We start from the raw sequence: 24834 nt of genomic DNA on the forward strand, positions 1-24834 counted from the left end.
ACGCCATGAGAGAGAACAAGATGCGCACCACGCTGCTGGCCGGCGGCGAAGTGGTGACCGGCTGGTGCGGGATCCCCTCCAGTGTCTCGGCCGAGCTGATGGCCAAGCTCGGCTTCGATGCCGTGACCATCGACATGCAGCACGGTGCCGTCGACTACGCGGACATGCTGCACATGCTGCAGGCGATCTCGACCTCCGACGCGACGCCGATCGTGCGCGCGCCGTGGAACGACCCGTCCTTCATCGGCCGCATCCTCGATGCCGGCGCCTATGGCGTGATCTGCCCGATGATCAACTCCGGCGACGACGCCGAGGCCTTCGTGCGCGCCTGCCGCTACGCCCCGATCGGGCAGCGCTCGGCCGGGCCGCTGCGCGCCTCGCTCTATGGCGGGCCGGACTACATCAAGATGGCTAACGAGACGATCATGACCTTCGCCATGATCGAGACGGTGGAGGGGCTCAACAACCTCGAGGACATCCTCAAGGCGCCGGGCCTCGACGCCATCTTCGTCGGCCCGTCCGACCTGTCGCTGGCGATGGGCGGCCCGGCCGGATTCGACCCGCGCACCCCGGCGGTCTACGAGGCGATCGAGTTCATCTGCGCCAAGACCATCGAGGCCGGCGTCATCCCGGGCATCCACACCGGCTCGGTGCAGTACGCCAAGGAGATGCGCGAACTCGGCTACCGCTTCATGGCCTACCTGTCGGACTTCCGCATGCTGCAGTCGACAGTGGCCCGCGCGCTGCCGCTGTTCAAGGCCGGCACGCCGGACAGCTTCGCGCCGTAAGCGCGCGGAGACGGGGAGAGCGGGCAGGGAGAGGTAGATGGCCAAGCAAACTGCGGTGGTGATCGGCGCCGGTATCATCGGCGTCTGCGCGGCCAATGCGCTGCTGGACGAGGGGTTCGAGGTCGAGATGATCGACCCCGCGCTCCCTGGTTCGCCGGAGCAGTGCTCCTATGGCAATGCCGGGGGCATCTGCCCCGGCTCGTGCATCCCCAACGCCATGCCGGGCATGCTGAAGCAGATCCCGAAATGGCTGGCGGACCCGGAGGGTCCGCTGCATGTGCGCCTCGCCTATCTGCCGCAAGCGCTGCCCTGGCTGGTGCGCTTCCTCGCCGCGACGCGCCGTTCGCGCGTCGAGGAGATCTCAGCGGCGATGCGGGCGCTGCATCGCCTGTCGTTCGAGTGCTACGAGCCGCTGATCCGCGAGGCCGGCTGCGAGGAGCTGCTGCAGAAGCGCGGCCAGCTCTTCGTCTATGAGGCGTCGGACGGGCCCGAGCAGAGCGCCTATTCGCTCGGCCTGCGCCGCCATCACGGCGTCAAGGTCGAGATCCTGAACCAGGACGAGGTGCGCCAGCTGGAGCCGGCGTTGGCGCCGATCTTCAAGCGCGGCGTCTATCTGCCCGAGCAGGGCCAGTGCCCCAATCCGGGCCGGCTGGTCGCGAAGATCGCCGAGCTCGCGGTGGCCAAGGGCGCGCGGCTCACCCGCGCCAAGGCGACCGGCTTCCGCTTCGGCCCATCGGGTCCGGTCGCCGTGCTCACCGAGGCCGGGGAGCGGCCGGCCGACCAGATCGTGCTGGCCGCCGGCGCGTGGTCGGGCGAGCTGGCGCGCCAGCTCGGCAGCCGCATCCCGCTCGAGACCGAGCGCGGCTACCACGCCATGGTGAAGGGTGCCGATACCGGCCTGCGCATCCAGACCATCTCGGCCGAGCGCAAATTCGTCGCCTCGCCGATGGAGGAGGGGTTGCGCCTCGCCGGCACGGTCGAGTTCGCCGGGCTCGACGCCCCGCCGAACATGGCCCGCGCCGACATATTGTTGAGTCAGGCGAAGTACATGTTCCCGGCGCTTGATACATCGGGTGAGGTGACGCGCTGGATGGGCCATCGCCCCGGCACGCCGGACAGCATCCCGGTGATCGCCCGCGCGCCGCGCCACCGCAACGCGATCTTCGCCTTCGGCCACGGCCATCAGGGCCTGATCGGCGGCGCCATCACCGGCCGACTGGTCGCCGAACTCGCGACCGGGAGGCCGAGCTCGATCGATCTGACGTCCTTCCGGCCGGATCGCTTCTGACCTTCGCAGGCCGCTTTCCGTTCGCGGGGGCGGCCAAGCGGGCGGGCCGGCGAGGGGTGTCTCGCCGGCCCGCAGCCGCCTCAGTGCCGGGTACGGAAGAAGTCGCGCACGACGGCGAGTGCGCCCTCGACCGCGGCCGCGTCGACGTCGAGATGGGTCACCCAGCGTTGCTTCGTACTGCCATAGCCGGCGGTGATGCCGACGCCGCCGGCCTCGAGATGCGCCGCGAAAGCCGGGGCGATCGCCGTATCGACCTCCACGAAGACGATGTTGGTCTGCGGCATCTCGACGGAAATGCCGGGCAGGTTCGACAGCCCCTCCGCGAGGCGCCGCGCGAGGGCGTGGTCGTCGGCCAGGCGCTCCACATTGTGCTCCAGCGCATAGAGCCCGCCAGCGGCGATGATTCCGGCCTGGCGCATGCCGCCGCCCAGCATCTTGCGGATGCGCCGGGCGCGGTCGATCAGCGCGCGCGAGCCGACCAGCACCGATCCCACCGGCGAGCCCAGACCCTTGGACAGGCACACGGAGACGGTGTCGAACGGGGCGGCGAGTTCGCTCACCGGCACCCCCAGCGCCACGGCGGCATTGAAGACGCGGGCGCCGTCGAGGTGGCAGGCGAGGGCGTGGCGGCGGGCCAGTGCCGTCGCCCGGGCGACATAGTCCACCGGCAGAACGCGCCCGCCGAAGGTGTTCTCCAGCGCCAGCAGCCGCGTCGGGGCGTAGTGGAAATCGTCCGGCTTGATCGCCGCCTCGATGTCGGCGAGCGCCAGCGTGCCGTCCGGCTGGTTCGGCACCGGCTGGGGCTGGATGCTGCCGAGCACGGCGGCGCCGCCGCCCTCGAAGCGGTAGCAATGCGCCATCTGGCCGACGATATATTCCTCGCCGCGCTCGCAATGGACCATGAGCGCGATGAGGTTCGATTGGGTGCCGCTCGGCAGGTAGATCGCCGCCTCCTTGCCGAGCCGCTCCGCCGCCAGGGCCTCCAGCCGGTTCACCGTGGGATCATCGCCGTAGACGTCGTCGCCCAGCGGCGCCGCCGCCATCGCCTCGCGCATGGCCGGGCTCGGCCGGGTGACCGTGTCGCTTCGGAAATCATAGCGCAGTGCGTTCATGGCGGTGTCCGGTGCGGAGGTCGGCAGCAGCCGATCGAGGGGCGAACCGCGGTTCTGCGGCCGAAGGGGCTGAAAGACAAGGGCGAGGGGCGGGCGATTGCGACCTGCGAGGCGTGCGGGACCGCGGCCGGGCACGCCCGATCATGCGGCGAACGACAATGCGCCTCGATAGCGGCAGCGTCTCCCGAAAGCTCGCCGTCATCGCGTGCCGCTTCCTCCCGTCGCGGAGCGAGCAGTCGCTGATCCCAAGCCGGGCCGCGAGGGCTGATCTCCCCCAAATCGGCACGAAGAGCAGGACCTCAGGCCACGCGGAAGTGCGGCGGATGGTGGTTGGCGTCATCGACGAGGGCGAGGATAATACCTATGATATCTACGAGCCCGCTGCGACGATGCGCAGCGAGGCGAATCGCGAAGTCGAGACAGCACGGAATTCGAATGTGGTCTTCGCATCCGGGGCTGCACCAGGATCCTCCACGCTGACGACCCATATCCCATGGTGTCTTGGATCTTGGGGGCGACCGTCTTATCGTCCGCTCCGAGAGCGTCAGGATGCCATGCTCCGCATGACCGTGATCCCCGGCCATTGGTGTCGCAGATGACCGAGCGCAGGGAAGCCGTCATGACGCCGTTCCAGAGTGCGGCCTGCCTGTCGAGCGCGGTACCGTGAAACGCCGCACGATCAGCAGATGGCTCTTCGGCGGCGAGGGTTTGCTCAGCCGGGAGGCCGTGGGGTTTCTTTGGGGCTACCTCCAACCCGTCCGCTATCAGGTACTGTTTTGCGTGTTGCTGTCGGCGGCGACGTCGATGCTGGTCGTGCCGGGGCTGTGGCTGGTGACCAACATCATAGACAGGGCCATCCCGCAGAAGCAGCTCGGTCAACTGCTCGCCACCGCCGCGGGGCTCATCGCCCTGCGGATCGGCGCAGGCCTCATGACGGTCGGCCTGCGGGCATGGACCCTGCGCCTCGTGAAAGGCTCCGTCGCGCGCATGCGCGATGATCTCGTCGTCGCCCTCTACGGGCTGGCCCGCGAATCGCCCGTTCTGGCCGAGTCCAATCGTACCCATGCGCGAATTGTCCAGGATACCGAGCGTGTCGACGTCATGTGCGGCTCCCTGATGAGCGGCACGCTTCCGGCCGTCGTCACCTCTGTCTGTCTTTGCCTCTACATGCTGCATGCCAATGTCGGTCTGTTGGGATTGGCCGTCGTCGCCGGTGTCCTGTTCTGGCAATTCAATCGCCGGACGGCCACCAGCACGCGGGAGGGCGCGCGAACCTACCATCATGCCTTCGAGCAGTTCAGCGGCGGCGTGCGCTTCGTGCTCCGGCACATGGACCTCACGCGGGCACGGGCGGCGGAGGACCGGGAGGTGGAGGTGCAAAGAGGACATATCCACCGCCTGCAGGAGGCGGGAAAGGCGATGGCCATGACCTTCGCCTGGCACGCGCAGATGCGGGCGATGGTGACCGGCACCGCCGGCGGGATGCTTCTCGCGGCCGGCGGCTGGGCCATCATTTCCGGGGTGCTGACCCTCGGCCAGTTTACCGCGTTTGCGATGGCTGCGGGCATGCTCAACAACCACAGCCGCCAGGTGCTGGATTCCTTGCCGACCATCGCGACCGGAAGCGTGTCCTTGACGACGCTCCGGCAGTTGCTGGCCGTCGGGCCGCCGCAGCCCTATCGTGGCCGTCGTGTCATCGACTGGGGCGGACGGCTCGCGATGCGCGATGTCGTCGTCCGCTATCGCGACCGGCCAGTGCTGCAAGGGGTCACGCTGGAACTCGACAGCCGTTCGAGAGTGGCGTTGATCGGCAGCAATGGAGCCGGCAAGACGACGCTGCTCCATGTCCTGCTCGGCTTCATCCGCCCGGAATCCGGTCATGTGGAGGCGGACGACATTCCCTATGACGGGCTGGACCTGCGCTGTCTGCGCCGCCGCATCGGCGTCGTCCCGCAGCATCCCGATTTCTTTGCTGGTTCGGTAAGAGAAAACCTTCTGTACGGCCTGCCGGAACGCACCGCCGACGAGATCGCGTCGGCCGTCCGGTCGGCGCGGGCCGATTTCATCGATCGGCTGCCCGAACGCTATGATACCCCGATCGGGGAGGGCGGTTCTCTGCTCTCAGGCGGCGAGCGCCAACGCCTCGCAATAGCTCGCGCCCTGCTCGCGCGCCCGCTGCTGCTCATCCTCGACGAACCGACCAACCATCTCGACACGGATACCATCGGTGATCTGATGCAGGAGCTTGTTGCCATGCCCGAGGGGCCCGGGTTGATCATCATCAGTCATACCCCCGCCGTGGTGGCACTCGCCGACGAGGTATATCGGCTCGATGCCGGGCAATTGCGGCGGGAGTCCCCGGCGCTCGCCGACGCCAAGACCGCCATTTGATCAGGACGTGACGAAATCCTGCAGCGGGAGTTTCTGATGGGACCAACCCTTTCCGAGTCCGGGGTTTCAGCCGAGGCCTGCAAACGCACCGGCCTGGACGAACGCGATATACTGATGCTTCGGGCGTGCCTTCTCGACGGGGACGATGGCCGCCAGGCCGTCGAGCGGCTCCTGCCGCATCTGGGCGAGCCGGATCGTCAGGACTGGATCTCGTTGAAGCAGATACCGCTGCTGCATCGGAACCTCGGCCATCTGGGGCTGGAGGATCCCTGGAACGGCAAGATGAAGGGCGTCCGCCGGCTCTTCTGGGCGCGCACGCGGAAGCGCCTCGGCGTCGCCGAGAATTCCATCATACGGCTGAACCAGGCCGGCATACCGGTGATGGTCATGAAGGGAGCCGCGCTGGTCGCCTCGGGACTGGTGTCGGTGGACATCCGTCCGATGGACGACGTCGACGTGCTCGTGCCGGAGGGACGCATGGGCGAGACGCTGCGCGTGCTGATGCCGCACGGGTGGACCGCCAGGTTCCCCATCGAGGAGGAGCCGATCGCGCACGCCATCGAAACGGACGACTATGACGGCCGCTGCCTCACCTTGAAGACGGCGCTGCCGGACGGCGACATCGAACTGGATATCCATCAGTTCATGAGCCATTTCGACCTGCGTACCGGAACGGACAGCGGCGTATGGAAGCGTTCGAGCGAAGGGCAACTCGGCCGTGCGCAGGTACGGATTCCCTGTCTCGAGGATCAGCTTCTTCTGATCTGCACCCATGCGGCCAGCCAGGTGAAATCGGACGAGGAGACCTCGCCGACGCTGCGCTGGGTGACCGACGCCGCAAGCCTCCTGCGGCACGGAAACGATAGCATCGACTGGGACCTCTTCGTCAGCGAGGCGCGGCGGCGCCATGTGACCGTCATGGTGTACGATGCGCTCCAGCTGCTGTCGGTACTGGTTGACGTACGCGTGCCGGCGGCGGTCATGCGGGACCTGTGGAACGGGCGGCGCCGGCTGGAGGCCGCCTGTACCCGATCGTTCCGGGTCCCGACGTACCAGCGGAGCCTGTGGCAGACCATGCTCGCCAAACTTGGCGGCTATTGCTGGAGGCAGCCGGACATGTTCGACACGTCGATGCCGAAACTTTTCGTGGCGTCACTCCGCTACGTGGCCAAAACCGCGCGCCGGGCGGCGCGGCGCGATGCCGACGCGTTCAGGTAATACCCGCGATGATCGCGATGCGTGCCCCGTCCTCCCGGGCGCATCTTCGGCGAGCGCCGGCCAAGGCGGGCCAGGCTTCAGGCATAGCGCACGCCAAGCGCCGTAGAGGTCCGCCCAGATCGCCGAGAAAATCTACCGGGCCGTGGCCGCGACTGCCAGGCATTACACCAAGCCGCTGCCTAATTTCGCAGCTTACAAGCGGCAAAATGGGCTTATTCAAGCAATATACGATCGAAATATAGTAAAATTAATTCGAACTTGACAATATCCGGCGATGCAGGATGCTCTGTGCAACATCCAAAGAGCGCCAAATGAGCGAACCTATTCCTTCGCCGGATTCCGCGGTTATCTACGCGCCTAACGGTCCGCTCGTCATCAGCGAAACGATCGACGAAGAATCGCTGATCATGCATTACCGCACCGGCCAGTATTTCAATTGCACCGGCAGTGGCGCGCTGCTGTGGTCGGCGATCGAAACCGGCGCGACCGTGGAGGATCTGGCGGCTCGTTTGGTCGGGGGATTCTCCCTTGCTCGGGAGCATGCGGCCGAGGTGGCGCAGAGTTTCCTGACGAGCGCCCTTTCGCTCGATCTGGTAAAACCGGTGCCTGAGCGCATCGGTGCACTCGCCCCCGCCTGGCCGCAGGCATCCTATGCGCCGCCCGTGATCCAGGCGCACGACGATCTCAAGGATCTTCTGCTTCTCGACCCGATCCATGAAGTCGACGAGGCCGGCTGGCCGCTTGCTCCGCGCAAGGAGTAAACATGGCGTCGCGCTCCGTCAGCGTTGTCATCCCCTGTTACAACGCGGCGTCCTTTCTCGCGGAGACGCTGGAGTCGGTGCTGGCGCAATCGCTCCGACCCGATGAAGTGATCGTCGTCGATGACGGCTCGACCGATGGCAGCGCGGAGGTCGCGGGCGGATTTCCCGCACTCGTCCGGCTCGTGCGGCAGGAAAATTCGGGCGTCGCGGTTGCCCGCAACCGTGGCGTCGCGGCAAGCCGGGGCGATGTGATCGCGTTCATCGATGCGGATGACGTATGGCCCGTCGACAGTATCGCGGCCCGCATGGCCCTGATGGAGGTGCACGGTGCCGACATGGCTTTCGGCGCGGTCCAGAATTGCCGTGGCACTGCCGGCCCGTCCGCGCCCGCCCTCGGCCCGCCGCACCCCGGTCGGCTGGCGGGTTCCACCTTGATCTCCCGCGCGTTCATGGACCTCGTCGGCGCCTATGACGAGAGCCTGCGGTCTTCCGAAATGATTGATTGGGTGACGCGGGCAATGGCGAGGTCCCCGCGCATCGCGAGCACGGACGCCGTCGTGCTCTACCGCCGCGTTCATGGCGCGAACATGATGCTCGACGAAAGCGCTCACGCGAGCCGCCGGCTGGGCGTGTTGCGCGACGTTCTTCGGCGGCGGCGTGCGGAGAGCGAGGCATGAGCCAGGGCTGGGTCTCGCCGTTTCCCGACCCGATGCACGTGCTGCTTCTGCGCGCCGGTCTCGAGAGCGGCGACGCGGCGATCGACGTCTTCAGCCAGTGGAGCGCCCGGAACGACCTGCGCGAGCCGGTGGATGAGGCGACGTTCAGTCTGCTGCCGCAGGCTTACCACAACCTCTCCCGGCTCGGCTGCGAAAGTCCGCAGATGGCCTTGCTCAAAGGCGTCTACAGGCACAGCTGGGCGGCCACTCAGCTGCAACTGAAACGGGCCGTGCAGGTGGTCTCCCTGGTCGCGGACGCGGGCGTTGAGCTGATGGCGAGCAAGGGGCTGGCGCTGGTTCGGGATTACTATGCCAGCCCGGCGCTGCGCCCGATTACCGACATCGAGCTCTATGTCCCCCGGCGACAGGCGCTTGCAGCCGTGCGGGCATTGGAAGCATCCGGTTGGTCGGCCGACGCGCACTGGCGCAGCAGCCCGGAACACACCATGGTCCGACGCCCGAGCGTCCTGCTGCACGACTCGTCCGGCGCCAAAGTGGAACTCTGCTGGGACATTCTGAGCGAATGCCAGTCGCAGCAATCCAATGATCGCTTCTGGGCGCATTCGGAAAGCTTTTCCATTCTCGACGGCAGCCTGCGGCGACCGAACTCGACCTATCTATTGCTGCACATCATCGTCGCCGGCGTGCGATACACGCCCTTCTCTCCCGTGCGCTGGGTGAACGACGCGGCGATGGTCCTGCGGCGGGACGATCAGCCGGTCGACTGGTCTGAACTTCACGACGCCGCGCGACAGGCGATGGTCAGCCATCGCCTGCTGATGGGGCTGCGCTATCTGCGCGACACATTGGGCTTCGACGTGGTTCTGCCGGCGGAGACGCCCCCGACGACGGCGGTGGAACGGATCGAGAGCCGTTTTTTTCTTCGGGATCACGCGTCCATGTCGCATCGAGCTCGTCATCGTTCCGCGGTCTTTGCGTATTTGGCGCGCTTGCTCAGCAGCGATCGTCGACGCCATTTGCCGTCCCTGCTGTTGCGCAAAGTAGCCCGAAACCTCCGTCGGCCGTCCGCGCGGGCCTGAGAGCGGCGTCATGATCCCCAGTCACCGGTCGGACCTCTCCCACCGCTCGGAGCAGGACCAGGTCACCTTCTTCGAAGATGTCCTCGCCTGTACGGTCTGTGCCGAGGCCGAGAAAGGGCAGCACGCCCACACCATTCGTCTTGCCGGCCAGACGGCCCGGCTGATCTTCGCGGGTTCGGCGCTGGAGGCATTGTTGATGCCGGCCATCGCCCATCTGATCGTGCCGCCGGAGGAGGCCGAAGCGCCCAGCCTCGAGCTTCACGTCTGGGACAGCGAAAGCACCGACGTCGCCCTTGTCCCCCCGCCGGTCGAGACGCACTGCTTCAGCGAGCGCGGCGACATCTGGACGTTCCACAGTCCGCGCATCCGCTCCGCGTATCACTTCAGCGAATACTCACTCAGCCTTTTCGATGCCGATCGCGAAATGGGCATCTTCTGGGTCCGGACGGGCCGCGATCTGCCCTATTGGACGATGGCCTCGCCCTTCCGTTCGATCTTTCACTGGTGGATGGTGAAGCATGACGCGCAACTCGTCCATGCCGCCGCCGTCGGCACGGCGGCCGGCGCCGTGCTCATTACCGGCCGCGGCGGCATCGGCAAGTCGACCAGCGCCCTGAGCAGCCTGAAGGCCGGATTGCGCTATGTCGGGGACGACTATGTCGTGCTCTCCGCCGGGGACGCGCCACAGGTCCACAGCCTGTATCGCACCGCAAAAGTTCATGCGGACAATATCGCGGATTTCGCCGGTTTCGGGCCCCGATTCCTCGGGCATGGCGGCCAGGGGGAGCCGGAAAAAGCGGTCATGTATCTCGACCATGGGCTTACCTTGTCGATGCCGCTGCGCGCCGTGGTGACGCCGGAATTTGGCCATGGCCCGGAAACCGGCTTTGCCCCGGCCCACACCGATCTGCTCGTCGGCGCTGTCAGCTATTCGACGATCGCGCAGCTGCCTCACGCCGGCCCCGGCACGGTGGACTTCATCGAGCGTCTGCTGTCGCGGCTGCCGTGCTTTCGCATGATTCTCGGCCATCGTCGCGACGCGGTACCCGATGCGATCGCCGCACTGCTCGACGGATTGCGGGATAGCGAGCCGACGCCGACAACCGAGGTCGTTACAGCCCCGCTGGTGAGCGTCATCATCCCCGTCTACAACGGCGCTCGCTTTCTGAGGGAGGCGGTCGATTCCATACTCGACCAGGGACATGCCAAGCTCGAGATCATCGTCGTCGACGACGGATCGTACGATGACGTCACCGCAGCGGTCGATGCCCTGCCGTTGCAGGTCCGGTTCATTCGTCAGGAGAATGGCGGGCCGGCAGCGGCGCGCAACACCGGCCTGCTCGCAGCATCGGCGGATCTGATCGGCTTTCTGGATGTCGACGATCTGTGGCCTCGCGGCAAGCTCGCCGCCGCGCTGGTCTGGCTGGAGGCGCATCCGCAGGCCGACGTGGTGCTGGGCCGCGCTCAATTGATGGAAGAGGATGCCGCAGGCGACTTCCATTGGGTCGGCAGCCCGGCCGAGGCGTTCGAACGCTATATCGGTGCGGGCCTGTACCGTCGGCGGGCCTTCGAACGCGCGGGAATGTTCGATGCGGCCCTGCGCTTTGGCGAAGACACCGACTGGTTCGCCAGCGCCGCCCATGCCGGGCTGGGGATCGACAGGATCGATATTGTCTCCCTTTACGTTCGGCGCCACGCCCACAACTCGACACGTGGGCTCAGTGCCCCGCAGGTGACGCCGTTGCGCTTGCTGCGCAACGCGCTGCAACGCAAGCGGCAGGCCGAGAGCGGCACATGACGGGCACGATCATCCTGACCGGCGCGGCGGGCAAGCTCGGCAGCATCTTGCGCCCGGCGCTGGCCAGCCAGGGCTATCCCGTTCGCCTGAGCGATCGTGTCGGGGTCCGCCCGCTTCTGGGCAACGAGACGATGATGCGTGCCCGACTGGACCGGCCGCGCCATATGTCCCGGCTGTGTCAGGGGGGCGGCGCGCTGCTCCATTTTGGCGCCACCTCGCTGGAGGCCCCCTGGAGCGATCTGACGCGGGACAATATCGAGGGCCTCGTGAACGTGCTGGAAGCGGCGCGCCAGGCCGGCATCGGCAACATCGTGTTCGCCAGTTCCATGCACACGCTCGGCAATTACCCGCGCGACGTGCCGGTGGATGAGAACAGCGGCCCGGCTCCTGATACCCGTTATGCCGTCAGCAAACTCTTCGGCGAGGCCGCCCTGCGCCTGTTCGCGGACCGCCATGGCGTGGCGGTGACGGTGATGCGCATAGGCCACGTCGTGTCGTCACTGGCGGAAGCCTCACCGGGGCTGGGCATCCATGAGGATGATTTCTCGCGCCTCGTGCTGCTGGCGCTCCGGACCGCCGGATCGGGATATCGTCTATGGCACGCCGTTGCCCCGCATCCGGGCGACTCGACTACCGACGGGCGGCTGGAAAGGGACTACGGGTTCACCTTCGCCCATATGGGCCCCGATACCGACGCCAGGAGGCGCCTGATCGACGGCAAGACGCATCTCGGCCCGCGCGGTCGACGCCTGAGGGGGGGCGACTTTGCCCAGTGAGCGGTTTCGGGCGGGTCATAGAGCCGATCGTTCCGCCGACACCGTTCACTGTAACCTCTATGGCTGGCGAATATGCGGAGTGGGGGTCTGAGCAAATCGCTGCTGGGCAAGGCCGGCTCGCAGATCTAGCTCTTGCTCATAAAACGTGGTCCGGGCGATGCCGAGCCGCCCGTCGACCTCGGCGATCGGGTTGATGCCGGCGGCGAGCAGGGCGCGCGGCGTCGATGTCCGCCCGCGAGAGCTTCTTGCGCGTCGCCTTTGCGGCCGCGGGCCAGCGCCGCCATGAGCCCTCGAGTTGCGCTCACGGTTGAGGTTGGCGCCGCCATGGCGCCGTCCGTGCAGGATCGGCGTCGGCTTGGCCCCCTTAAGGACAGGGCAGGGGCCTTGTCCGGAAAATATTCGTTTGGGGGGCGAGGCCAAATATTCCGATCTGGCTTAAGCGGCCAGAAGCCAGAGGCGCACCTAGGTGAAGGGGCCACGGACGATGCCGGCCGTGACCCCCACTGTCATTCGGACGCACCGTCGACGTCCCGCTGCCGCTTGCGCCGCCAGGGCGCGTTTACCTCCCAGTCGCCGGCCATGATGCAGCCATGCGGCAGCACCTCGTCGACGATCTCGGCAAGGCCGAAACCCTCGATCTGCCGACGGACCGAGGCGGCGTTCTTGTAGGCACTCGGCAGTTCGGAAATATCCGTCGTGCCGCAGAAGAACCGCGCGTCGATCCCCGCCGTTTCCTGCGCGAAGATCTCCGCATCGGTCCGCCCCGCCTGCAGCCGCTTGTGCTGGGTGCGGGAGAAGTTCCGGCCCGCGCCATGCGGCGAGAAGCCGAGGCCGTGGGCGGCGTTGCTGCCACGCGCGATCAGCACCGGTTCCGCCATGTTCAGCGGGATGAGGGTGAGATCGGTCGCGTCCGCCGCCCAGTTGTCGAATGCCGGGGTCGCTCCCTTGCCGTGATAGAACAGCCCGTCCTCGCGACGGAAAACGAAGTTGTGCTCGTTCCAGAAGCGATCGGCCACGCGCGTGGCGAGCCGTTCGGCGGCGAGGTCGTGGATCACCAGATGGCTCTGCTTGGTCCACTCGCGGATCAGCTGCAGCGCCTCCCAATAGGCCTCGCCCTCGGGCGTTTCGGCGGGAATCCAGGCGTTCTGCGCCGCCGTTTCCGGCGACAGAGCCCGCCGGAAGGCGTCGGCGATCTTCATGCCCTTGGCGTAGAGCCGCGCCCCCGGCCCGCGCGAGCCGTGGTGCGTCACCAGCGCAGTCTCGCCGCTCGACTTCAGCGTGCCGACGAAGGCGAAGTGGTTGCCGTCGCCCTGCGTGCCGAAATGCTCGATCGACAGGCTGACCATGTCGCGCAGCAACCCGTTGGCGTCGAACCGCTCCATCAGCCCCGCCGAGGGGCGCAGTTGCTGGCCGCGCGGACGACCCCCGGGCCCGAAGTGAGTCACCTGGTGGACCGCGTCGAGCAGGCGTGCCGGCGCGATGCCCGGAAATACCGAGATCGCCATCGAGCAGCAGATGTCGGCCGAGTGCATGCCGGGATGGATCGCCTCCGACACCGCCACGCCGCCGACCGGGATGGTCCCGAGCGGCCCGGCGGGGCACGCGTCGGGCATCACTGCGCCGGCGCGCACGACCGGCGTGCGCATGAGCTCCGTCATCGTGCGCGCGACGGCCTCCACATTCGCCGCCTCCTCCGGCGTTTCCGCCTCGATGTTTAGGTGGAACGGCACAGCGCTCGCGGCGCGCAGAGGGATGGCGGGCGGCGGCGCGAAGCCGCGTGCCAGCGCGATCGCCTCCTCCAGCGAGCCGCCGCGCTCCAGCAGGGCATTGCCGGCAGCCAGCGCGCGGCGAAACCACTTGCCCTGCTCGAGGCCGGCGTCGATCAGGTCCTGTCCGCTCAAAACGTTGGTCATGGTCGTACTCTCTCTTGTTCTTGCGGGTGGCCGGCGCGGGCGTTTCCCGTGCCGGGTCGTTGGCGATACGAACGACGAGGGTGAGGCGGGACGTTTTTCCGCCACTTCGCCGGAGCGAAGGAAGGGTTCGAGCCTTCACGCCTTTCGGCACCTGCGATGCAGGCCGCGTCTACCTGTAGTCCCGCCGGCATTCGTCCGTGTCCGGCCCCGGCGACGAGGGGTGGCGGGACAGAAACTGAGCTACCACGCCTTCCGGGGAAGGGCGGGGATGAATCGAACATCCGACCTTCCGCGGCTGCCGCCGCGGCTGCTCTACCTGTAGTCCCGTCGGCATTCGCCGGGAATGACGGGAGCCGCGGCGACGAGGGTGGATGAAACCGGGAGGTCCCGCCCATGCCAAGGGCGCCTGCCGGGCGAGGAGTCGAACCTCACGAACCATCCCCATCGGGAGCTGTAGTTCCATCCGGCATTCGCCGCGGCTCTTCTGCTGTGTCCTTTCAGTCATGACGACAAGGGTGATGAAACATCGCCCGCCTTGCGGCGGACACCTGCTCTAACCGCTGAGCTACGGGTCCATGGTGGCAGACCCGGCGGGATTCGAACCCGCGACCTGGAGGGTAATAGCCTGTAGTTCCATCGGCATTCGTCATGCCCTTTCGGGTTCGTGGGCCTCCTGGCGGCTTCCCGCCGGGAGGCGTCGTGTCACAAGGCGACCGCCTCGATCGTCTTCACCCAATGGTCGGGCCCGGCAGTGCCGGCGGCCATCGCCGCGATGACGTCGAAGACGTCGTCCGAGAAGCCGCCGACATTCAGGATGTCGGGGCGGCCCCTGGCCTGCGTCGTCGTGGTCGGCTGGATGTCGACGCATACCAGCCGCGCCGCGGGGTTGATCGCCTTCAGCCGGCTCCAGGCCTGCATCGTTGCCGTGCCCTGATGGGCGTGCGGCACCGCGTCGACCCAGGACTGGTTATCCGAGACGATCACCACCAGATCCACCGTCGCCTTCTCCTTTACGAGCCGCTCGAGCGGGGCGGAGCAGTTGGTGCCGCCGCCGCCGATCGCCGCCAGCTTCGCCGCGTTTGTCATCACCGCGTCGCGCGGGTTGAGGTCGATGGCGACCACCTCCTGCTCGAACGGCAACACCCGCGCGGTCCGGTTGGCCCGCAGCAGCGCAGCGGCGACGAGCGCCGCCACGTCGATGCAGCGCACCGCCGTGGTCGCGCCGGGCCGGTAGCCGGTCACGGGCGAGGCCATGGAGCGCGACACGTCGGGGCACACCACGACGTGCCCGCCGATGGCCGGGACATTGCCGAGGGCGATCTCCATCGCCTCCTGCAAGGCCTCCCTGACGAGGGCCGGAACCGCCGGATCCGCCATGGTGAACGCCACCATGAACTGATACGGGAAGGCCCGCGCCTTGCGCACCTCCTGCGGATCGCGCAGCCGGGCGGCGAGGCGTTCGGTGAAACCCTCGACCTCGAACACGCCGTTGCGGGCGAAGCTGTTCAGGTTCTGCCGCAGCATCTGCCAGCCGGCCGTTTCGGCGATCCCGGCCCAATGCTCCCGCGTCAGGGGCAGGGAGGCCAGCATCTGGAACGGCACCGCCGGCACCGGCAGCGACAGGTCGCGCTTGAACGCCTCGAACGCCTTCACGACGTCCGGCAGCGCCGCAACATCGTGCGGCCGGCCGATCAGGTAGCCGTAGAGCGCCTGCCGCGAGGCGGCCTTCGGCTTCGGGTGGACCATCCTGATCACGTCGGCCAGCGACGGGTCGTTGCCGACCGCCGCCCGCAGGATCTCGACATCGCTGGCCATGCCGAGCCAGCTCTGCACGAAGCGCTTGGGCCGCGAGCCGAGCGACTTGCGACCGGTCGCACCCGACCGCATGACCTTTACGAAATTGCGCAGCATCCGGCCGTTGCGCACGATGCGCGGGAAGGCCCGGTTGAACGCGTCGCCGGTCATGCCGGAGAGCACCGCGAGAAGCAGGGCCGGCATGTCCTTGATGCCTCCCGTCTCGAAGGCATGCACCGCGACCTTGGCGAGGTATTCCGGCTCGACCTGACAGGCCAGGGCCAGAACCTCGTCGAGCTGCTCCCGCGCCCCGGCATAGAAGGTCGCGTTGAACGTTCCCGTCACGGCCAGCTGCGCCAGCGCCTGATGCGGCGTCAGCTGGTAGGCCGGCGCGCCTTCATGGTTGCGGGCATCGCTGCGCGGGAGCAGCTTTCCGGCGATGGATGCAAACACGGATTTGTTTGCCATGATCTGGTTCCTCTTTTTGCGCCTACCTCCATTTCAGGGTTCGTGCCAACTGCCGACGTGCGCGCATCGTCAGCGTCATTATTCATGATAGTAGCTTGATTTATATAAATAATTTTTTCGGAATGCGTTTCCACTTCGCGAGACGGCGTTCCTGCCATAACGTTCGCCATTAGATGCTAGGATCGGCTCTTAGATAATTGGATAAACGCCATGCGCCGTCGCGTTGCGATCGGCATTCTCGGAACCACGCTCGACGTGGGACGCGGGCCGGACCGTTGGAAGCGCTGGCGACCCACCGTCGCGCTCTGCCAGCAGAAAGACCTGTTCATCGACCGGCTGGAACTGATCCACGGCCCGAACTCGGGCGGGCTGGGTCCGCAGGTCATCGCCGATATCGAGACCGTTTCACCGGCCACCGAGGTGCGCCCGCATGTGATCGCGATGAAGGATCCATGGGACTTCAGCGAGGTCTATACGGTGCTGCGCGACTTCGCCCGCGCCTATCCGTTCGATCCCGAGCGCGAGGAGTACCTCGTCAACATCACCACCGGCACGCATGTCGCCCAGATCTGCTGGTTCCTGCTCACCGAGGCCAATACGATCCCCGGCCGGCTGATCCAGCTCTCGCCGCCGCGCGGGCAGCCGGTTGACGAGAGCTATGCGGGGAAGCACTCGATCATCGACCTCGACCTCTCACGCTACGACGTGATCGCCACGCGCTTCGCGGCGGAGCGCGAGGAAGCGACTTCCTTCCTCAAGGCGGGCATCGCCACGCGCAGCCCAACCTTCAACGCGATGATCGACCAGATCGAGAAGGTCGCCATCCGCTCGCGCGCGCCGGTGCTGCTCACCGGGCCGACCGGCGCCGGCAAATCCCAGCTCGCTCGGCGCATCTACGATCTGAAGAAGGCGCAGCATCAAGTGTCGGGCGCTTTCGTCGAGGTCAACTGCGCCACGCTGCGCGGCGACCAGGCGATGTCGAGCCTGTTCGGCCATGTGAAGGGCGCCTTTACCGGGGCGCAGACCGCGCGCCCCGGCCTACTGAAGGCAGCCGACAAGGGCGTGCTGTTCCTCGACGAGATCGGCGAACTGGGGCTCGACGAACAAGCCATGTGCCTGCGCGCGATCGAGGAGAAACGCTTCTTGCCGGTCGGCTCGGACAGTGACGCAACGTCCGATTTCCAACTGCTTGCGGGCACCAATCGCGACCTTGCCCTGAGCGTGAAGGATGGCACCTTCCGTGAGGATCTGTTTGCGCGCCTCAATCTGTGGACCTTCCGCCTTCCGGCCCTGTGCGAGCGGCGGGAGGACATCGAGCCGAATCTGGAGTTCGAGCTGCGCCGCTTCGCCGACCGCGAGCGCCAGGGCGTGACCTTCAACAAGGAGGCGCGTGCGCTGTACCTCGCCTTCGCGTCAGCGCCCGACGCCCTCTGGCTGGCGAATTTCCGCGACCTCTCGGCCTCGGTTACCCGCATGGCGACGCTGGCCCCGAAGGGGCGCATCGACGAGCCAACGGTGCGCGACGAGATCGCGCGATTGGCGGCGCAGTGGCGGACGGCTGGTCGGAGCGCGGCGCGCCCGGACATCGATCTGGCCGGGATCCTGGGCACGGAGCGGATCGGGGAACTCGACCTGTTCGACCGGGTCCAGCTTTCGGCCGTCATCGCCGTCTGCCGGGAGAGCCGCACGATCAGCGCCGCCGGGCGGACACTGTTTGCCGCCTCTCGAGCGACCAAGACCAGCGGCAACGATGCCGACCGGCTGCGCAAATATCTCGCCCGCTTCGGCCTGCGCTTCGACGATGTGGCGACCGAAGGCTGACATGCGGCACGTCTCGGCTCGCGACACGTCCTCGAATCCGGCACAGGACGTTTCCAGGGAAGATCAATATCGCGCTTTCCTCCCTCCTAACGCCAATCCGCGCACCGCGCGACAGGCCAGGAGCGGCAATCAGCCCGGAGACCCGGGAAGGCTGCGCAGGCGTGGCTCGCGCTGGTCGATGCCGAGAACCCGCCGGTGCGGCTGTTCCTCGGCGAGGACGCTCTGGGGCTGGTCGAACGCCCACACAACCGCAGTCGAAAGACGTGCGCGCCTCCCTGGCGACGGCACAGGAACTCAAACGGCGTCCAACCCTGTCCACGCGACGGAGCGTTGCCACAAGCGCTCGGCCGATTCCGGATCGCACGCCGAGGGGCTCACCCCTTTTCTTCCCATGCTCGGATTGTTGACGATGGCGATATCGCAGTCCTCGCAATAGACCCCGCCCAAGCCGTCGAGACGCGGGTTCGTGGCGCACCAGACGCTTGTTGCGGCCCCTTGCTCGACGGTCTTCATACCGCGCGCGGGATCGATGATCGGCTGCCCTGCCTCGTCCAAAGCGTCGAACGAGGCGATCTCCTCGGCGCTGAGATGGCGTGCGAGATCGGTCAGGATCTGGCCGGGATGAAGCGAGAAGGCCCTGATGCCATGGCTCCGTCCCCGGCGGTCAAGCGCCATCGCGAAAAGGGCGTTGGCCGTCTTCGATTGCCCGTAGGCAACCCACTTGTCGTAGGGACGAACCCGGAAGTCGATGTCCTCGAAGTCGACCCCGGCGATCTGGTGGCCGCGCGAGGAGACGCTGACGACGCGTGCGCCTCCGGCCGCGGCAAGAGCGGGCCAGAGCCCGAGCGCAAGACGGAAGTGCCCGAGATGGTTCGTCGCGAACTGCGCCTCGTGGCCCTCGGCGTCCCGCATCTCGGGTGTCGCCATGATGCCGGCGCTGTTGACGAGGATCGACACGGGCCGGCCTGCGGACACCACATGAGCCGCGAACACGGCCACGGACTGCGGATCGGCAAGATCCAAGAGTTCGACGGTTGCGCCGGCAAGTCCCTGTAAGGCCGTCCTTGCCCGCTCGGTGTTGCGCGCCGGGACGATGACCTCGGCCCCGGCATGGAGGAGAGCGCGCGTCGTCTCGAGCCCAAGACCCGAGGCCCCTCCGGTCACGATGGCGAGCTTTCCCGAGAGATCGATCCCGGAGACGACCTCCATGGCCGTGCTGGCGGCGCCGAAGCCCGAGCCGATGGGTGTCTGCTGTGTCATAGGGTTGTCCTGCGTGAGCGGGCGCGCCGTGCGAGAACAGGGGCGCCTCGACAGATAGAACGTCGGAGGGGGCGACTTGTGCCGCCCGCAATCTGATCACTGTGTCCACGAAGTCGGGTCCGCCCCGGCGGCGAGAGCCTGCGCGACGTGGCGGAGCTTGTCGGGATTGCGGGTGATGTAGATCGCGGTGATCCGGCCGTTTTCGATGGCGAGCGCTGTTGTCTGCAGGACGTCGCCGCGTTCGCGGCTGATATAGCCGGGCAGCCCGTCGATCCAGGCGGGTTCCAGCATCTGCGCCCAGCCCTCGCCCCATTTTCGCCGCACCGCTTCATACAGCCGCAGGAGCCGGTCCAATCCACTGATGGGGTTGATGAAGGCCAGAACCTTGCCGCCGCCGTCCGCACGCAGAACCACGTTCTCGGCAAGGAGCGTCCGCAGCGTTGCGGTGTCGCCGCTGGTGGAGGCCGCGAAGAAGGCACGCGCGATCCGTTCGCCCTCTTCGCGTTCGACCGGGAAGCGCGGTCGCGCAGCCTGGATGTTTCGGCGCGCCCGGACGGCGAGTTGGCGCACGGCCGCGGCTTCCCGGTCGAGCGTGTCCGCCACCTCGCCGAGCGGCACGCCGAAGACGTCGTGGAGGAGGAAGGCCGCCCGTTCCAACGGTGACAAGCGCTCGAGTGCCATCATCAGCGTCAGCGTCAGATCGTCCTCGTCCAGGTGATCTTCCCCGGCTTCGACCAGGGGCTCGGGGAGCCACGCGCCGACATAGGTCTCCCGACGAGCGCGTGCCGACTTCATCTCGTCAAGGCAGAGCCGTGTGACGACGCGCGCAAGGAACGGATACGGGGCGGCGACACCCTTTCGGTCCGTGGCGACCCAGCGCAACCATGCGTTCTGGACGACGTCCTCGGCTTCGCTGCGCGAGCCGAGCATGCGGTAGGCGATGCGCAGGAGCCGCGCCCTATGGGCCTCGAAGATGTCCGTCGCGTCGTCCACTTGCCGCATAGCGTTTCCTCGACAGTGGTTTCACCGGTCTCTGCGATGAATGGGCGCGGACAAGTCCCGCCGCCCAACGTACACTCTAAGGGCGGTCCGGCGTCGTTAGTTTGGTGTCGTCCGTGTCCACCACGAACACGGCAAGGAGCTTGGAGGGCGCGACGTCACTCGCGTTGGCGCTGACGCCGTGATGGTCGCCCGGCATCTCGACGAAGCTCTCGCCGACGCCGAAGACCTTTTCCGGTCCGTTGTTGATGCGGCTGCGCACCGCGCCCTCGATCACGGTTGCCGTGATGAAGGCGGATGCGGCATGGGTGTGGGACGGTGAGGAGCCGCCCGGACCATACTCGACAAGGACGCCGCGCAGGCTCTTGCCCGGAATGGACGGTAGCGGATGGTCGAAGATCGTCGTAACGCGCGCCTCGCCCCGCGCGACATCTGCCGCCATGACGGGAGCGGCGGAGACGGCAAGGAAGCCTGCCAGCAGGAATGTCTTGAACACAGCGTGGGCCTTTCTTGGTGGACGGGAGAAACGCATCGGGTTCAGGCGGCCGCGAGCCAGCTCTCGAACCGCGTCGGTCCGAGGCGCGCCGCTTCCGCATGCTCGGGAACGAGTGAATCCGTCTCCAGCGCAGCGCCGAAGTAACGCGCCGCCCTGTCGGCCTGGACCTGTCGAAGGTCGCCGTCAGCGGCGATGCGGCGGGCGACGAACTCGCGGAACGGCAAGCGGTCCGGCCCGGCGATCTCGATCGTCGCGTTGCGCGGCGGAGCCAGCGCGGCATCGGCGAGAGCCGCGGCGACATCGGCGGCGGCGATGGGCTGGAAGTCGGCATCGGGTACGACGAGTTGGTCGCCCTCGACCGATGCTTGCGCGATGGTGGCGACGAACTCGAAGAACTGGGTCGCGCGCACGATGGTGAAGGGGACGCCCGAGGCCTTGATGAGCCGTTCCTGCGCGACCTTCGCCCGGAAGTAGCCGTTGCCCTTCAGGCGATCCGTGCCCACGATGGACAGGGCGACGTGGTGCCTCACGCCAGCCTCGCGCTCAGCCGCGAGCAGGTTGCGGCCCGAGCGCTCGAAGAAGTCGAGCACCGCCGCATCCTCGAAGGAGGGCGAGTTCGACACGTCCACGACAATGTCGGCGCCGGCAAGGACCCCGGCCAAGCCTTCACCCGTCAGCGCGTTCACGCCGGTACTCGGCGAAGCCGCGATGGCATCGAGTCCTTGTCGCGAGAGGTCGGCCGTCAGGTAACGACCGATGAGCCCGCTTCCACCCATCACGACGATCTTCATGGTATACATCTCCCTGCTCAGGAACGGACCAGGCGGCACCTGCCGCTTTCAAGCGTCCGTTGCAGACAAGGACGAGGCGTGTTGCCCCGGATGTGACATCCCCGGAAAAAAATCCGCGACGCAAACGCCGGGACGCGGCCACCGATAGATCGACCGCGGCGGAAACGGGACGGCGGTAGCGCCGCCCCTGGCCTTGCGACTGAGATAGCTAAGCCTTCACCTGAACCGGGAGTCGAAAGGGCGCTCCCAGCCGATTGAAGGCGTTCATCGCCGCGATGGTGATGGTGAGATCCACCAGGTCCTTCGGCGCGAAGGCGGCGCTGGCTGCCGCATAGGCTTCTTCGGAGGCGTGGGTTTCGCTGACCCGCGTGACCTCTTCCGCCCAGGCGAGGGCGGCGCGGTAGTGTTCAGAGAACAGCTGGGGCACTTCGGCCCAGACCGGAACCAGGACGACCTTCTCGAGAGGCATCGACTTGAGCAGGTCGCGCGTATGAAGGTCGATGCAGTGCGCGCAGCCATTGATCTGCGACACCCGCAGGAAGATGAGGTGGATCAGCTCATGCGGCAGCTTGGTGCCGGTGGTGATGTAGTGATGGATGCCATAGAGCGCTTTGGCTCCCTGCGGGGCCACCTCGTTCCAGACCAGCCGCGTGTTCTCGCTCATGTCTCGTCCTTGTGCTCGGAGCGCCGGAGATCGACGTTCGAAGCCATGACGAGCCGAGCGCCCCGGATGTGACATGCCCATGCTGCACTTCAACTCGAAGCATCGTAGGTTTCAGCAGAGCGCTTTTTGTTCGAGTGCGAGCAGGCCCGATGGATTAACTGCGCACTGACACAGGCGCGCGGCCGAGGAGAGGAAGTGCGCCGCCGTGACGTGGAAGCTGCGCTCCAGCCAGGCGTTGAAGGACGCCTCGTCGCTCTGCCGGACCATTCGGTCCATAGATTGCGGATCAGCTCGACCTGACGGCGCGCTTGCCGAAGGTGCGCTCTGTCCAGGTCGAACGGAAGCCGTGCGCGGTGCGCGGCGGGTGTTCGGATAGGTCGCCTCGATCCTGACCGTTCGCCGTTCGCTGCTCGGCCTAGACTCGCTGTGGCGATACGGCGATATGGATCCCACGCGACTCCGGAGTGACGGTATTGACCAGGCGAAAAAGATTCCGCGACCTAGTTGCCGCTGACGAGCTTCTGATCATGCCGGGGGCGTATGACGGGCTGTCGGCCCGCATTATCGAACAAGCAGGCTTTGGCGCCGTGACCGCCGGCGGCTACGCAGCGATCGGCTCGATGCTTGGTGAGCCGGATGGTGGCCAGTCGAATATGCGGGACATGGCGGACCACTATGCGCGGATCGTCGACGCGGTGGATATCCCCGTCTACATCGACGCCGACACCGGCTTCGGCGGCGTACATAACGTCGCCCGAATGGTTCGCGCCTTCGAGGCAACCGGCGCAGCCGGCCTTTTCTTCAGCGACCAGGTCTTCCCAAATCGCTGCGGCTATCTGCCCGGCAAAGAGGTCGTACCGCCTCAGATCATGCTGTCCCGCATCGCGGCCGCGCTCGACGCCCGGACGGACGCCTCGTTCTTCATCGGAACGCGCACCGACTGTCTCAGCCTGACCGGGCTGGACGATGCTGTGGAGCGGTGCCAGATGTTCATGCAGGCCGGCGTGGATATGGCAAAACCGCAGGGTGCCGATACGCGTGAGCAGATCGCGCGCTGCATGGCCGAAATCCCTGGTCCGCATTTTGCGACATTGTCACAGGCGGCCGGCAATCATCCGACCGGTCTCGAAGGCATGCGCGAGCTTGGCGTCGCTGCCGTCACCCTGCCGTCCATCGCGCTTTTCGCGGCCGCGCAGGGCGTGCGCGACGCTATCACTGAACTCAAGCTCAGCGGTAGCGTCGCAGGTCTCGGTGAAAGGCTGATGCCGCTCCCCGACTATTATGCGCTGGTCGGCCTCGACGATTTCCGCGAGCGGGAACAGGCCTATGACGAACGCGCCGCGGCAGTGGTCAACGCCCGCCGCGGGTGAGGTGTTATGAGCCCGCCTGCCGCGACTGCACATCGAGTTGGAGCGATGCGATAAAGTCGTTGAACTGCTCTCCGTCGATCGTGATGTGCGATCGCAGGAGGTTTCCGGCCCGTTCGCCATCCATGGCGAAGATGGCTTTCACGATCTGCTCATGCTCCGCGAAGGAGACATGCATGCGGTTGCGGAAGCGCTGCCGAAAGCGACGATAGGGCTTCAGCCGCTTGTGCAGCGCGGTTGCCTGCTCGCTCAGGAAATCGTTGTGACACGCCGCGTAGATGGCGAAGTGGAATGCCTCGTTCTCTTCGTAATAACGCGCCGAATCCTCCTTCGCCACGGCATCGGCACAGGCGGCGTGTCTCACTTCGATGAACGCCTTGTCGGCATCGGTATAGCGCCGCGCCGCCAGCCGGCCGGCCAGACTTTCATACTCCGCCATCACCTCGAACATCTGCACGAGCCGTTCCGGCCCGATCTGCGCGACGATCGCACTGCGGCGCGGCCGGATTTCCACCAGCCCCAGGGAGGCCAGTTGCATCAGCGCTTCCCGCGCCGGCGTACGCGAGACGCCGAAGCGCTCGGCCAACGAAACCTCGTCCAGCCGTTCGCCCGGCAGGAACACGCCGTTCAGGATCTCCTCCTCGATCTTGTCGCGGAGCTTGTTCCTTGAGCTGGCCGACTGCGGGGCTTCCATTCGGTGTGATCCGGTTGTCTGCAGAAATCGAGCCGATACCGGCATGCGTTGACGATATCAAGAATTTAGCACGGCGCATGGGGGCTCGACACACCCATAAGGCGATTCCAAGAGGACGCGAACGGCAATCCTGCATACAGAATTTGAAATCGTGTTGACGAAAACCGACCTGAGTGCATAGTCGAGGTGGGAGAGCGTACTTCATGACACAGTTTGAAAAGTTGGTCCGCGATGGCGACCTGTGGGCTGGCGCGGCTTTGGCCGGACTTGGCGTTCATATCGTATCCAGGTCCTACGCCTGGACATACATAGGCCCAAGCGGCCCCGGCCCCGGCTTCTTTCCGATATGGTACGGCGCCATAATGGTCGTGCTGTCGCTGGCCCTGATCGTCAGCCGCGTTGTCAGGGCCGATGGCGATGTCGACGAGCCGGCCGACTGGTGGGGTGTTGGTCGCGCTCTCGTCACATGGGCGGCCTTCGTGGTTGCGGCAGCCCTGATGCCCTTCATCGGCTTCGTCACGGGTTTTGCGCTTCTCTGCCTGTTCCTGATCCGGATCGTCTTCCAACGCTCTCTGATGGAAGCGGTCATCGCCAGTATCGGGATCACGGCTTTGTTCCACGTCATCTTTGTCATGCTGCTGCAGCTCGATCTGCCGGTCGGCCCGCTGGGAATCTGATC

At 66.5% G+C, this 24834-nt stretch carries 22 protein-coding genes; 12 read left to right on the forward strand and 10 right to left on the reverse strand.

Translation table 11 applies throughout. From position 1 onward, the window contains the following. Positions 1-5: 5 nt before the first annotated feature. Together ACEUEL_RS05180 and ACEUEL_RS05185 are read left to right on the forward strand one after the other, a co-directional pair. Positions 6-788 carry an HpcH/HpaI aldolase family protein gene (locus tag ACEUEL_RS05180; protein ID WP_405702853.1) on the forward strand — a complete coding sequence of 261 codons (783 nt, stop codon included), beginning with the start codon at positions 6-8 and terminating at the stop codon, positions 786-788. A gap of 37 nt (positions 789-825) precedes the next feature. After that, positions 826-2076, forward strand: coding sequence for an NAD(P)/FAD-dependent oxidoreductase (locus ACEUEL_RS05185; protein WP_405702856.1), 1251 nt, complete (start codon positions 826-828; stop codon positions 2074-2076). Positions 2077-2156: 80 nt separating this feature from the next. Here ACEUEL_RS05185 and ltaE read toward each other — a convergent pair whose 3' ends face one another. Next, positions 2157-3188 (reverse strand): low-specificity L-threonine aldolase, encoded by a 1032-nt coding sequence (gene ltaE / locus ACEUEL_RS05190; RefSeq protein WP_405702858.1) that lies wholly within the window; start codon positions 3186-3188, stop codon positions 2157-2159. A gap of 663 nt (positions 3189-3851) precedes the next feature. On the opposite strand from ltaE, the gene ACEUEL_RS05195 reads away from it, so the two are divergent. From ACEUEL_RS05195 to ACEUEL_RS05225, 7 genes are all read left to right on the forward strand, one after another. Beyond that, the gene (locus tag ACEUEL_RS05195; RefSeq protein WP_405702860.1) at positions 3852-5579 is read left to right on the forward strand and encodes an ATP-binding cassette domain-containing protein; all 1728 of its coding nucleotides are present in this window, start codon (positions 3852-3854) and stop codon (positions 5577-5579) included. A 36-nt stretch (positions 5580-5615) separates the two neighbouring features. Next, positions 5616-6797, forward strand: a complete 1182-nt coding sequence (locus ACEUEL_RS05200) for a nucleotidyltransferase family protein (RefSeq protein WP_405702862.1) — start codon at positions 5616-5618, stop codon at positions 6795-6797. A 311-nt stretch (positions 6798-7108) separates the two neighbouring features. Continuing rightward, positions 7109-7558 carry a PqqD family protein gene (locus ACEUEL_RS05205; RefSeq protein WP_405702863.1) on the forward strand — a complete coding sequence of 150 codons (450 nt, stop codon included), beginning with the start codon at positions 7109-7111 and terminating at the stop codon, positions 7556-7558. Positions 7559-7560: 2 nt separating this feature from the next. Next, positions 7561-8235 carry a glycosyltransferase family 2 protein gene (locus tag ACEUEL_RS05210; protein ID WP_405702865.1) on the forward strand — a complete coding sequence of 225 codons (675 nt, stop codon included), beginning with the start codon at positions 7561-7563 and terminating at the stop codon, positions 8233-8235. Beyond that, on the forward strand, positions 8232-9314 hold the full coding sequence (locus ACEUEL_RS05215) for a nucleotidyltransferase family protein (RefSeq protein ID WP_405702868.1): 1083 nt from the start codon (positions 8232-8234) through the stop codon (positions 9312-9314). Before ACEUEL_RS05210 ends, ACEUEL_RS05215 begins: the two co-directional genes overlap by 4 nt. A 10-nt stretch (positions 9315-9324) precedes the next feature. Next, the gene (locus ACEUEL_RS05220) at positions 9325-11112 is read left to right on the forward strand and encodes a glycosyltransferase (RefSeq protein ID WP_405702870.1); all 1788 of its coding nucleotides are present in this window, start codon (positions 9325-9327) and stop codon (positions 11110-11112) included. Further along, positions 11109-11888: an NAD-dependent epimerase/dehydratase family protein gene (locus ACEUEL_RS05225; protein ID WP_405702872.1), complete on the forward strand. Its 780-nt coding sequence runs from the start codon at positions 11109-11111 to the stop codon at positions 11886-11888. Before ACEUEL_RS05220 ends, ACEUEL_RS05225 begins: the two co-directional genes overlap by 4 nt. 506 nt (positions 11889-12394) lie before the next feature. On the opposite strand, the gene ACEUEL_RS05230 is transcribed toward ACEUEL_RS05225, so the two are convergent. Together ACEUEL_RS05230 and ACEUEL_RS05235 are read right to left on the reverse strand one after the other, a co-directional pair. Next, the gene (locus ACEUEL_RS05230; protein ID WP_405702874.1) at positions 12395-13801 is read right to left on the reverse strand and encodes an RtcB family protein; all 1407 of its coding nucleotides are present in this window, start codon (positions 13799-13801) and stop codon (positions 12395-12397) included. Positions 13802-14503: 702 nt separating this feature from the next. Continuing rightward, a complete protein-coding gene (locus ACEUEL_RS05235) occupies positions 14504-16063 on the reverse strand; it encodes a vWA domain-containing protein (protein WP_405702876.1) in 1560 nt (519 codons plus the stop codon). 210 nt (positions 16064-16273) lie between these two features. Between ACEUEL_RS05235 and rtcR the strand changes: the two genes are divergently transcribed. After that, positions 16274-17884, forward strand: a complete 1611-nt coding sequence (rtcR, locus tag ACEUEL_RS05240) for an RNA repair transcriptional activator RtcR (protein ID WP_405702878.1) — start codon at positions 16274-16276, stop codon at positions 17882-17884. Positions 17885-18178: 294 nt separating this feature from the next. Here the strand turns inward: rtcR and ACEUEL_RS05245 are convergent, their stop codons facing one another. The 6 genes from ACEUEL_RS05245 to ACEUEL_RS05270 form a co-directional block, all read right to left on the reverse strand. Further along, a complete protein-coding gene (locus ACEUEL_RS05245; protein WP_405702881.1) occupies positions 18179-19144 on the reverse strand; it encodes an oxidoreductase in 966 nt (321 codons plus the stop codon). Positions 19145-19240: 96 nt separating this feature from the next. Beyond that, on the reverse strand, positions 19241-20146 hold the full coding sequence (locus ACEUEL_RS05250) for a sigma-70 family RNA polymerase sigma factor (protein ID WP_405702883.1): 906 nt from the start codon (positions 20144-20146) through the stop codon (positions 19241-19243). Between the two features lie 76 nt (positions 20147-20222). After that, complete coding sequence (locus tag ACEUEL_RS05255; RefSeq protein ID WP_405706576.1) at positions 20223-20585, reverse strand: cupin domain-containing protein; 363 nt, start codon at positions 20583-20585, stop codon at positions 20223-20225. Between the two features lie 95 nt (positions 20586-20680). After that, on the reverse strand, positions 20681-21430 hold the full coding sequence (locus tag ACEUEL_RS05260) for an SDR family oxidoreductase (RefSeq protein ID WP_405702886.1): 750 nt from the start codon (positions 21428-21430) through the stop codon (positions 20681-20683). A 208-nt stretch (positions 21431-21638) separates the two neighbouring features. Beyond that, complete coding sequence (locus ACEUEL_RS05265; RefSeq protein WP_405702888.1) at positions 21639-22094, reverse strand: carboxymuconolactone decarboxylase family protein; 456 nt, start codon at positions 22092-22094, stop codon at positions 21639-21641. A gap of 111 nt (positions 22095-22205) precedes the next feature. Continuing rightward, positions 22206-22370, reverse strand: coding sequence for a hypothetical protein (locus tag ACEUEL_RS05270; protein ID WP_405702889.1), 165 nt, complete (start codon positions 22368-22370; stop codon positions 22206-22208). Between the two features lie 188 nt (positions 22371-22558). On the opposite strand from ACEUEL_RS05270, the gene ACEUEL_RS05275 reads away from it, so the two are divergent. Further along, a complete protein-coding gene (locus ACEUEL_RS05275; RefSeq protein ID WP_405702892.1) occupies positions 22559-23464 on the forward strand; it encodes an isocitrate lyase/PEP mutase family protein in 906 nt (301 codons plus the stop codon). 4 nt (positions 23465-23468) lie between these two features. Here the strand turns inward: ACEUEL_RS05275 and ACEUEL_RS05280 are convergent, their stop codons facing one another. Beyond that, on the reverse strand, positions 23469-24155 hold the full coding sequence (locus tag ACEUEL_RS05280) for a GntR family transcriptional regulator (protein WP_405702894.1): 687 nt from the start codon (positions 24153-24155) through the stop codon (positions 23469-23471). Positions 24156-24358: 203 nt separating this feature from the next. On the opposite strand from ACEUEL_RS05280, the gene ACEUEL_RS05285 reads away from it, so the two are divergent. Continuing rightward, positions 24359-24832: a tripartite tricarboxylate transporter TctB family protein gene (locus ACEUEL_RS05285; RefSeq protein WP_405702896.1), complete on the forward strand. Its 474-nt coding sequence runs from the start codon at positions 24359-24361 to the stop codon at positions 24830-24832. The last annotated feature ends 2 nt before the right edge of the window (positions 24833-24834 follow it).

Origin of the sequence: Ancylobacter terrae (assembly GCF_045108345.1) — a bacterium.
In the GTDB taxonomy this organism is placed as follows: domain Bacteria; phylum Pseudomonadota; class Alphaproteobacteria; order Rhizobiales; family Xanthobacteraceae; genus Ancylobacter.

Excerpts from the sequence above, each read along its gene's own strand:
- ACEUEL_RS05180 (WP_405702853.1), top strand. The coding sequence starts at position 6 with ATGAGAGAGAACAAGATGCGCACCACGCTGCTGGCCGGCGGCGAAGTG.
- ACEUEL_RS05185 (WP_405702856.1), top strand. The coding sequence starts at position 826 with ATGGCCAAGCAAACTGCGGTGGTGATCGGCGCCGGTATCATCGGCGTC.
- ltaE (WP_405702858.1), bottom strand. The coding sequence starts at position 3,188 with ATGAACGCACTGCGCTATGATTTCCGAAGCGACACGGTCACCCGGCCG.
- ACEUEL_RS05200 (WP_405702862.1), top strand. The coding sequence starts at position 5,616 with ATGGGACCAACCCTTTCCGAGTCCGGGGTTTCAGCCGAGGCCTGCAAA.
- ACEUEL_RS05205 (WP_405702863.1), top strand. The coding sequence starts at position 7,109 with ATGAGCGAACCTATTCCTTCGCCGGATTCCGCGGTTATCTACGCGCCT.
- ACEUEL_RS05210 (WP_405702865.1), top strand. The coding sequence starts at position 7,561 with ATGGCGTCGCGCTCCGTCAGCGTTGTCATCCCCTGTTACAACGCGGCG.
- ACEUEL_RS05215 (WP_405702868.1), top strand. The coding sequence starts at position 8,232 with ATGAGCCAGGGCTGGGTCTCGCCGTTTCCCGACCCGATGCACGTGCTG.
- ACEUEL_RS05220 (WP_405702870.1), top strand. The coding sequence starts at position 9,325 with ATGATCCCCAGTCACCGGTCGGACCTCTCCCACCGCTCGGAGCAGGAC.
- ACEUEL_RS05225 (WP_405702872.1), top strand. The coding sequence starts at position 11,109 with ATGACGGGCACGATCATCCTGACCGGCGCGGCGGGCAAGCTCGGCAGC.
- ACEUEL_RS05230 (WP_405702874.1), bottom strand. The coding sequence starts at position 13,801 with ATGACCAACGTTTTGAGCGGACAGGACCTGATCGACGCCGGCCTCGAG.
- ACEUEL_RS05235 (WP_405702876.1), bottom strand. The coding sequence starts at position 16,063 with ATGGCAAACAAATCCGTGTTTGCATCCATCGCCGGAAAGCTGCTCCCG.
- rtcR (WP_405702878.1), top strand. The coding sequence starts at position 16,274 with ATGCGCCGTCGCGTTGCGATCGGCATTCTCGGAACCACGCTCGACGTG.
- ACEUEL_RS05245 (WP_405702881.1), bottom strand. The coding sequence starts at position 19,144 with ATGACACAGCAGACACCCATCGGCTCGGGCTTCGGCGCCGCCAGCACG.
- ACEUEL_RS05250 (WP_405702883.1), bottom strand. The coding sequence starts at position 20,146 with ATGCGGCAAGTGGACGACGCGACGGACATCTTCGAGGCCCATAGGGCG.
- ACEUEL_RS05255 (WP_405706576.1), bottom strand. The coding sequence starts at position 20,585 with ATGGCGGCAGATGTCGCGCGGGGCGAGGCGCGCGTTACGACGATCTTC.
- ACEUEL_RS05260 (WP_405702886.1), bottom strand. The coding sequence starts at position 21,430 with ATGAAGATCGTCGTGATGGGTGGAAGCGGGCTCATCGGTCGTTACCTG.
- ACEUEL_RS05265 (WP_405702888.1), bottom strand. The coding sequence starts at position 22,094 with ATGAGCGAGAACACGCGGCTGGTCTGGAACGAGGTGGCCCCGCAGGGA.
- ACEUEL_RS05270 (WP_405702889.1), bottom strand. The coding sequence starts at position 22,370 with ATGGACCGAATGGTCCGGCAGAGCGACGAGGCGTCCTTCAACGCCTGG.
- ACEUEL_RS05280 (WP_405702894.1), bottom strand. The coding sequence starts at position 24,155 with ATGGAAGCCCCGCAGTCGGCCAGCTCAAGGAACAAGCTCCGCGACAAG.
- ACEUEL_RS05285 (WP_405702896.1), top strand. The coding sequence starts at position 24,359 with ATGACACAGTTTGAAAAGTTGGTCCGCGATGGCGACCTGTGGGCTGGC.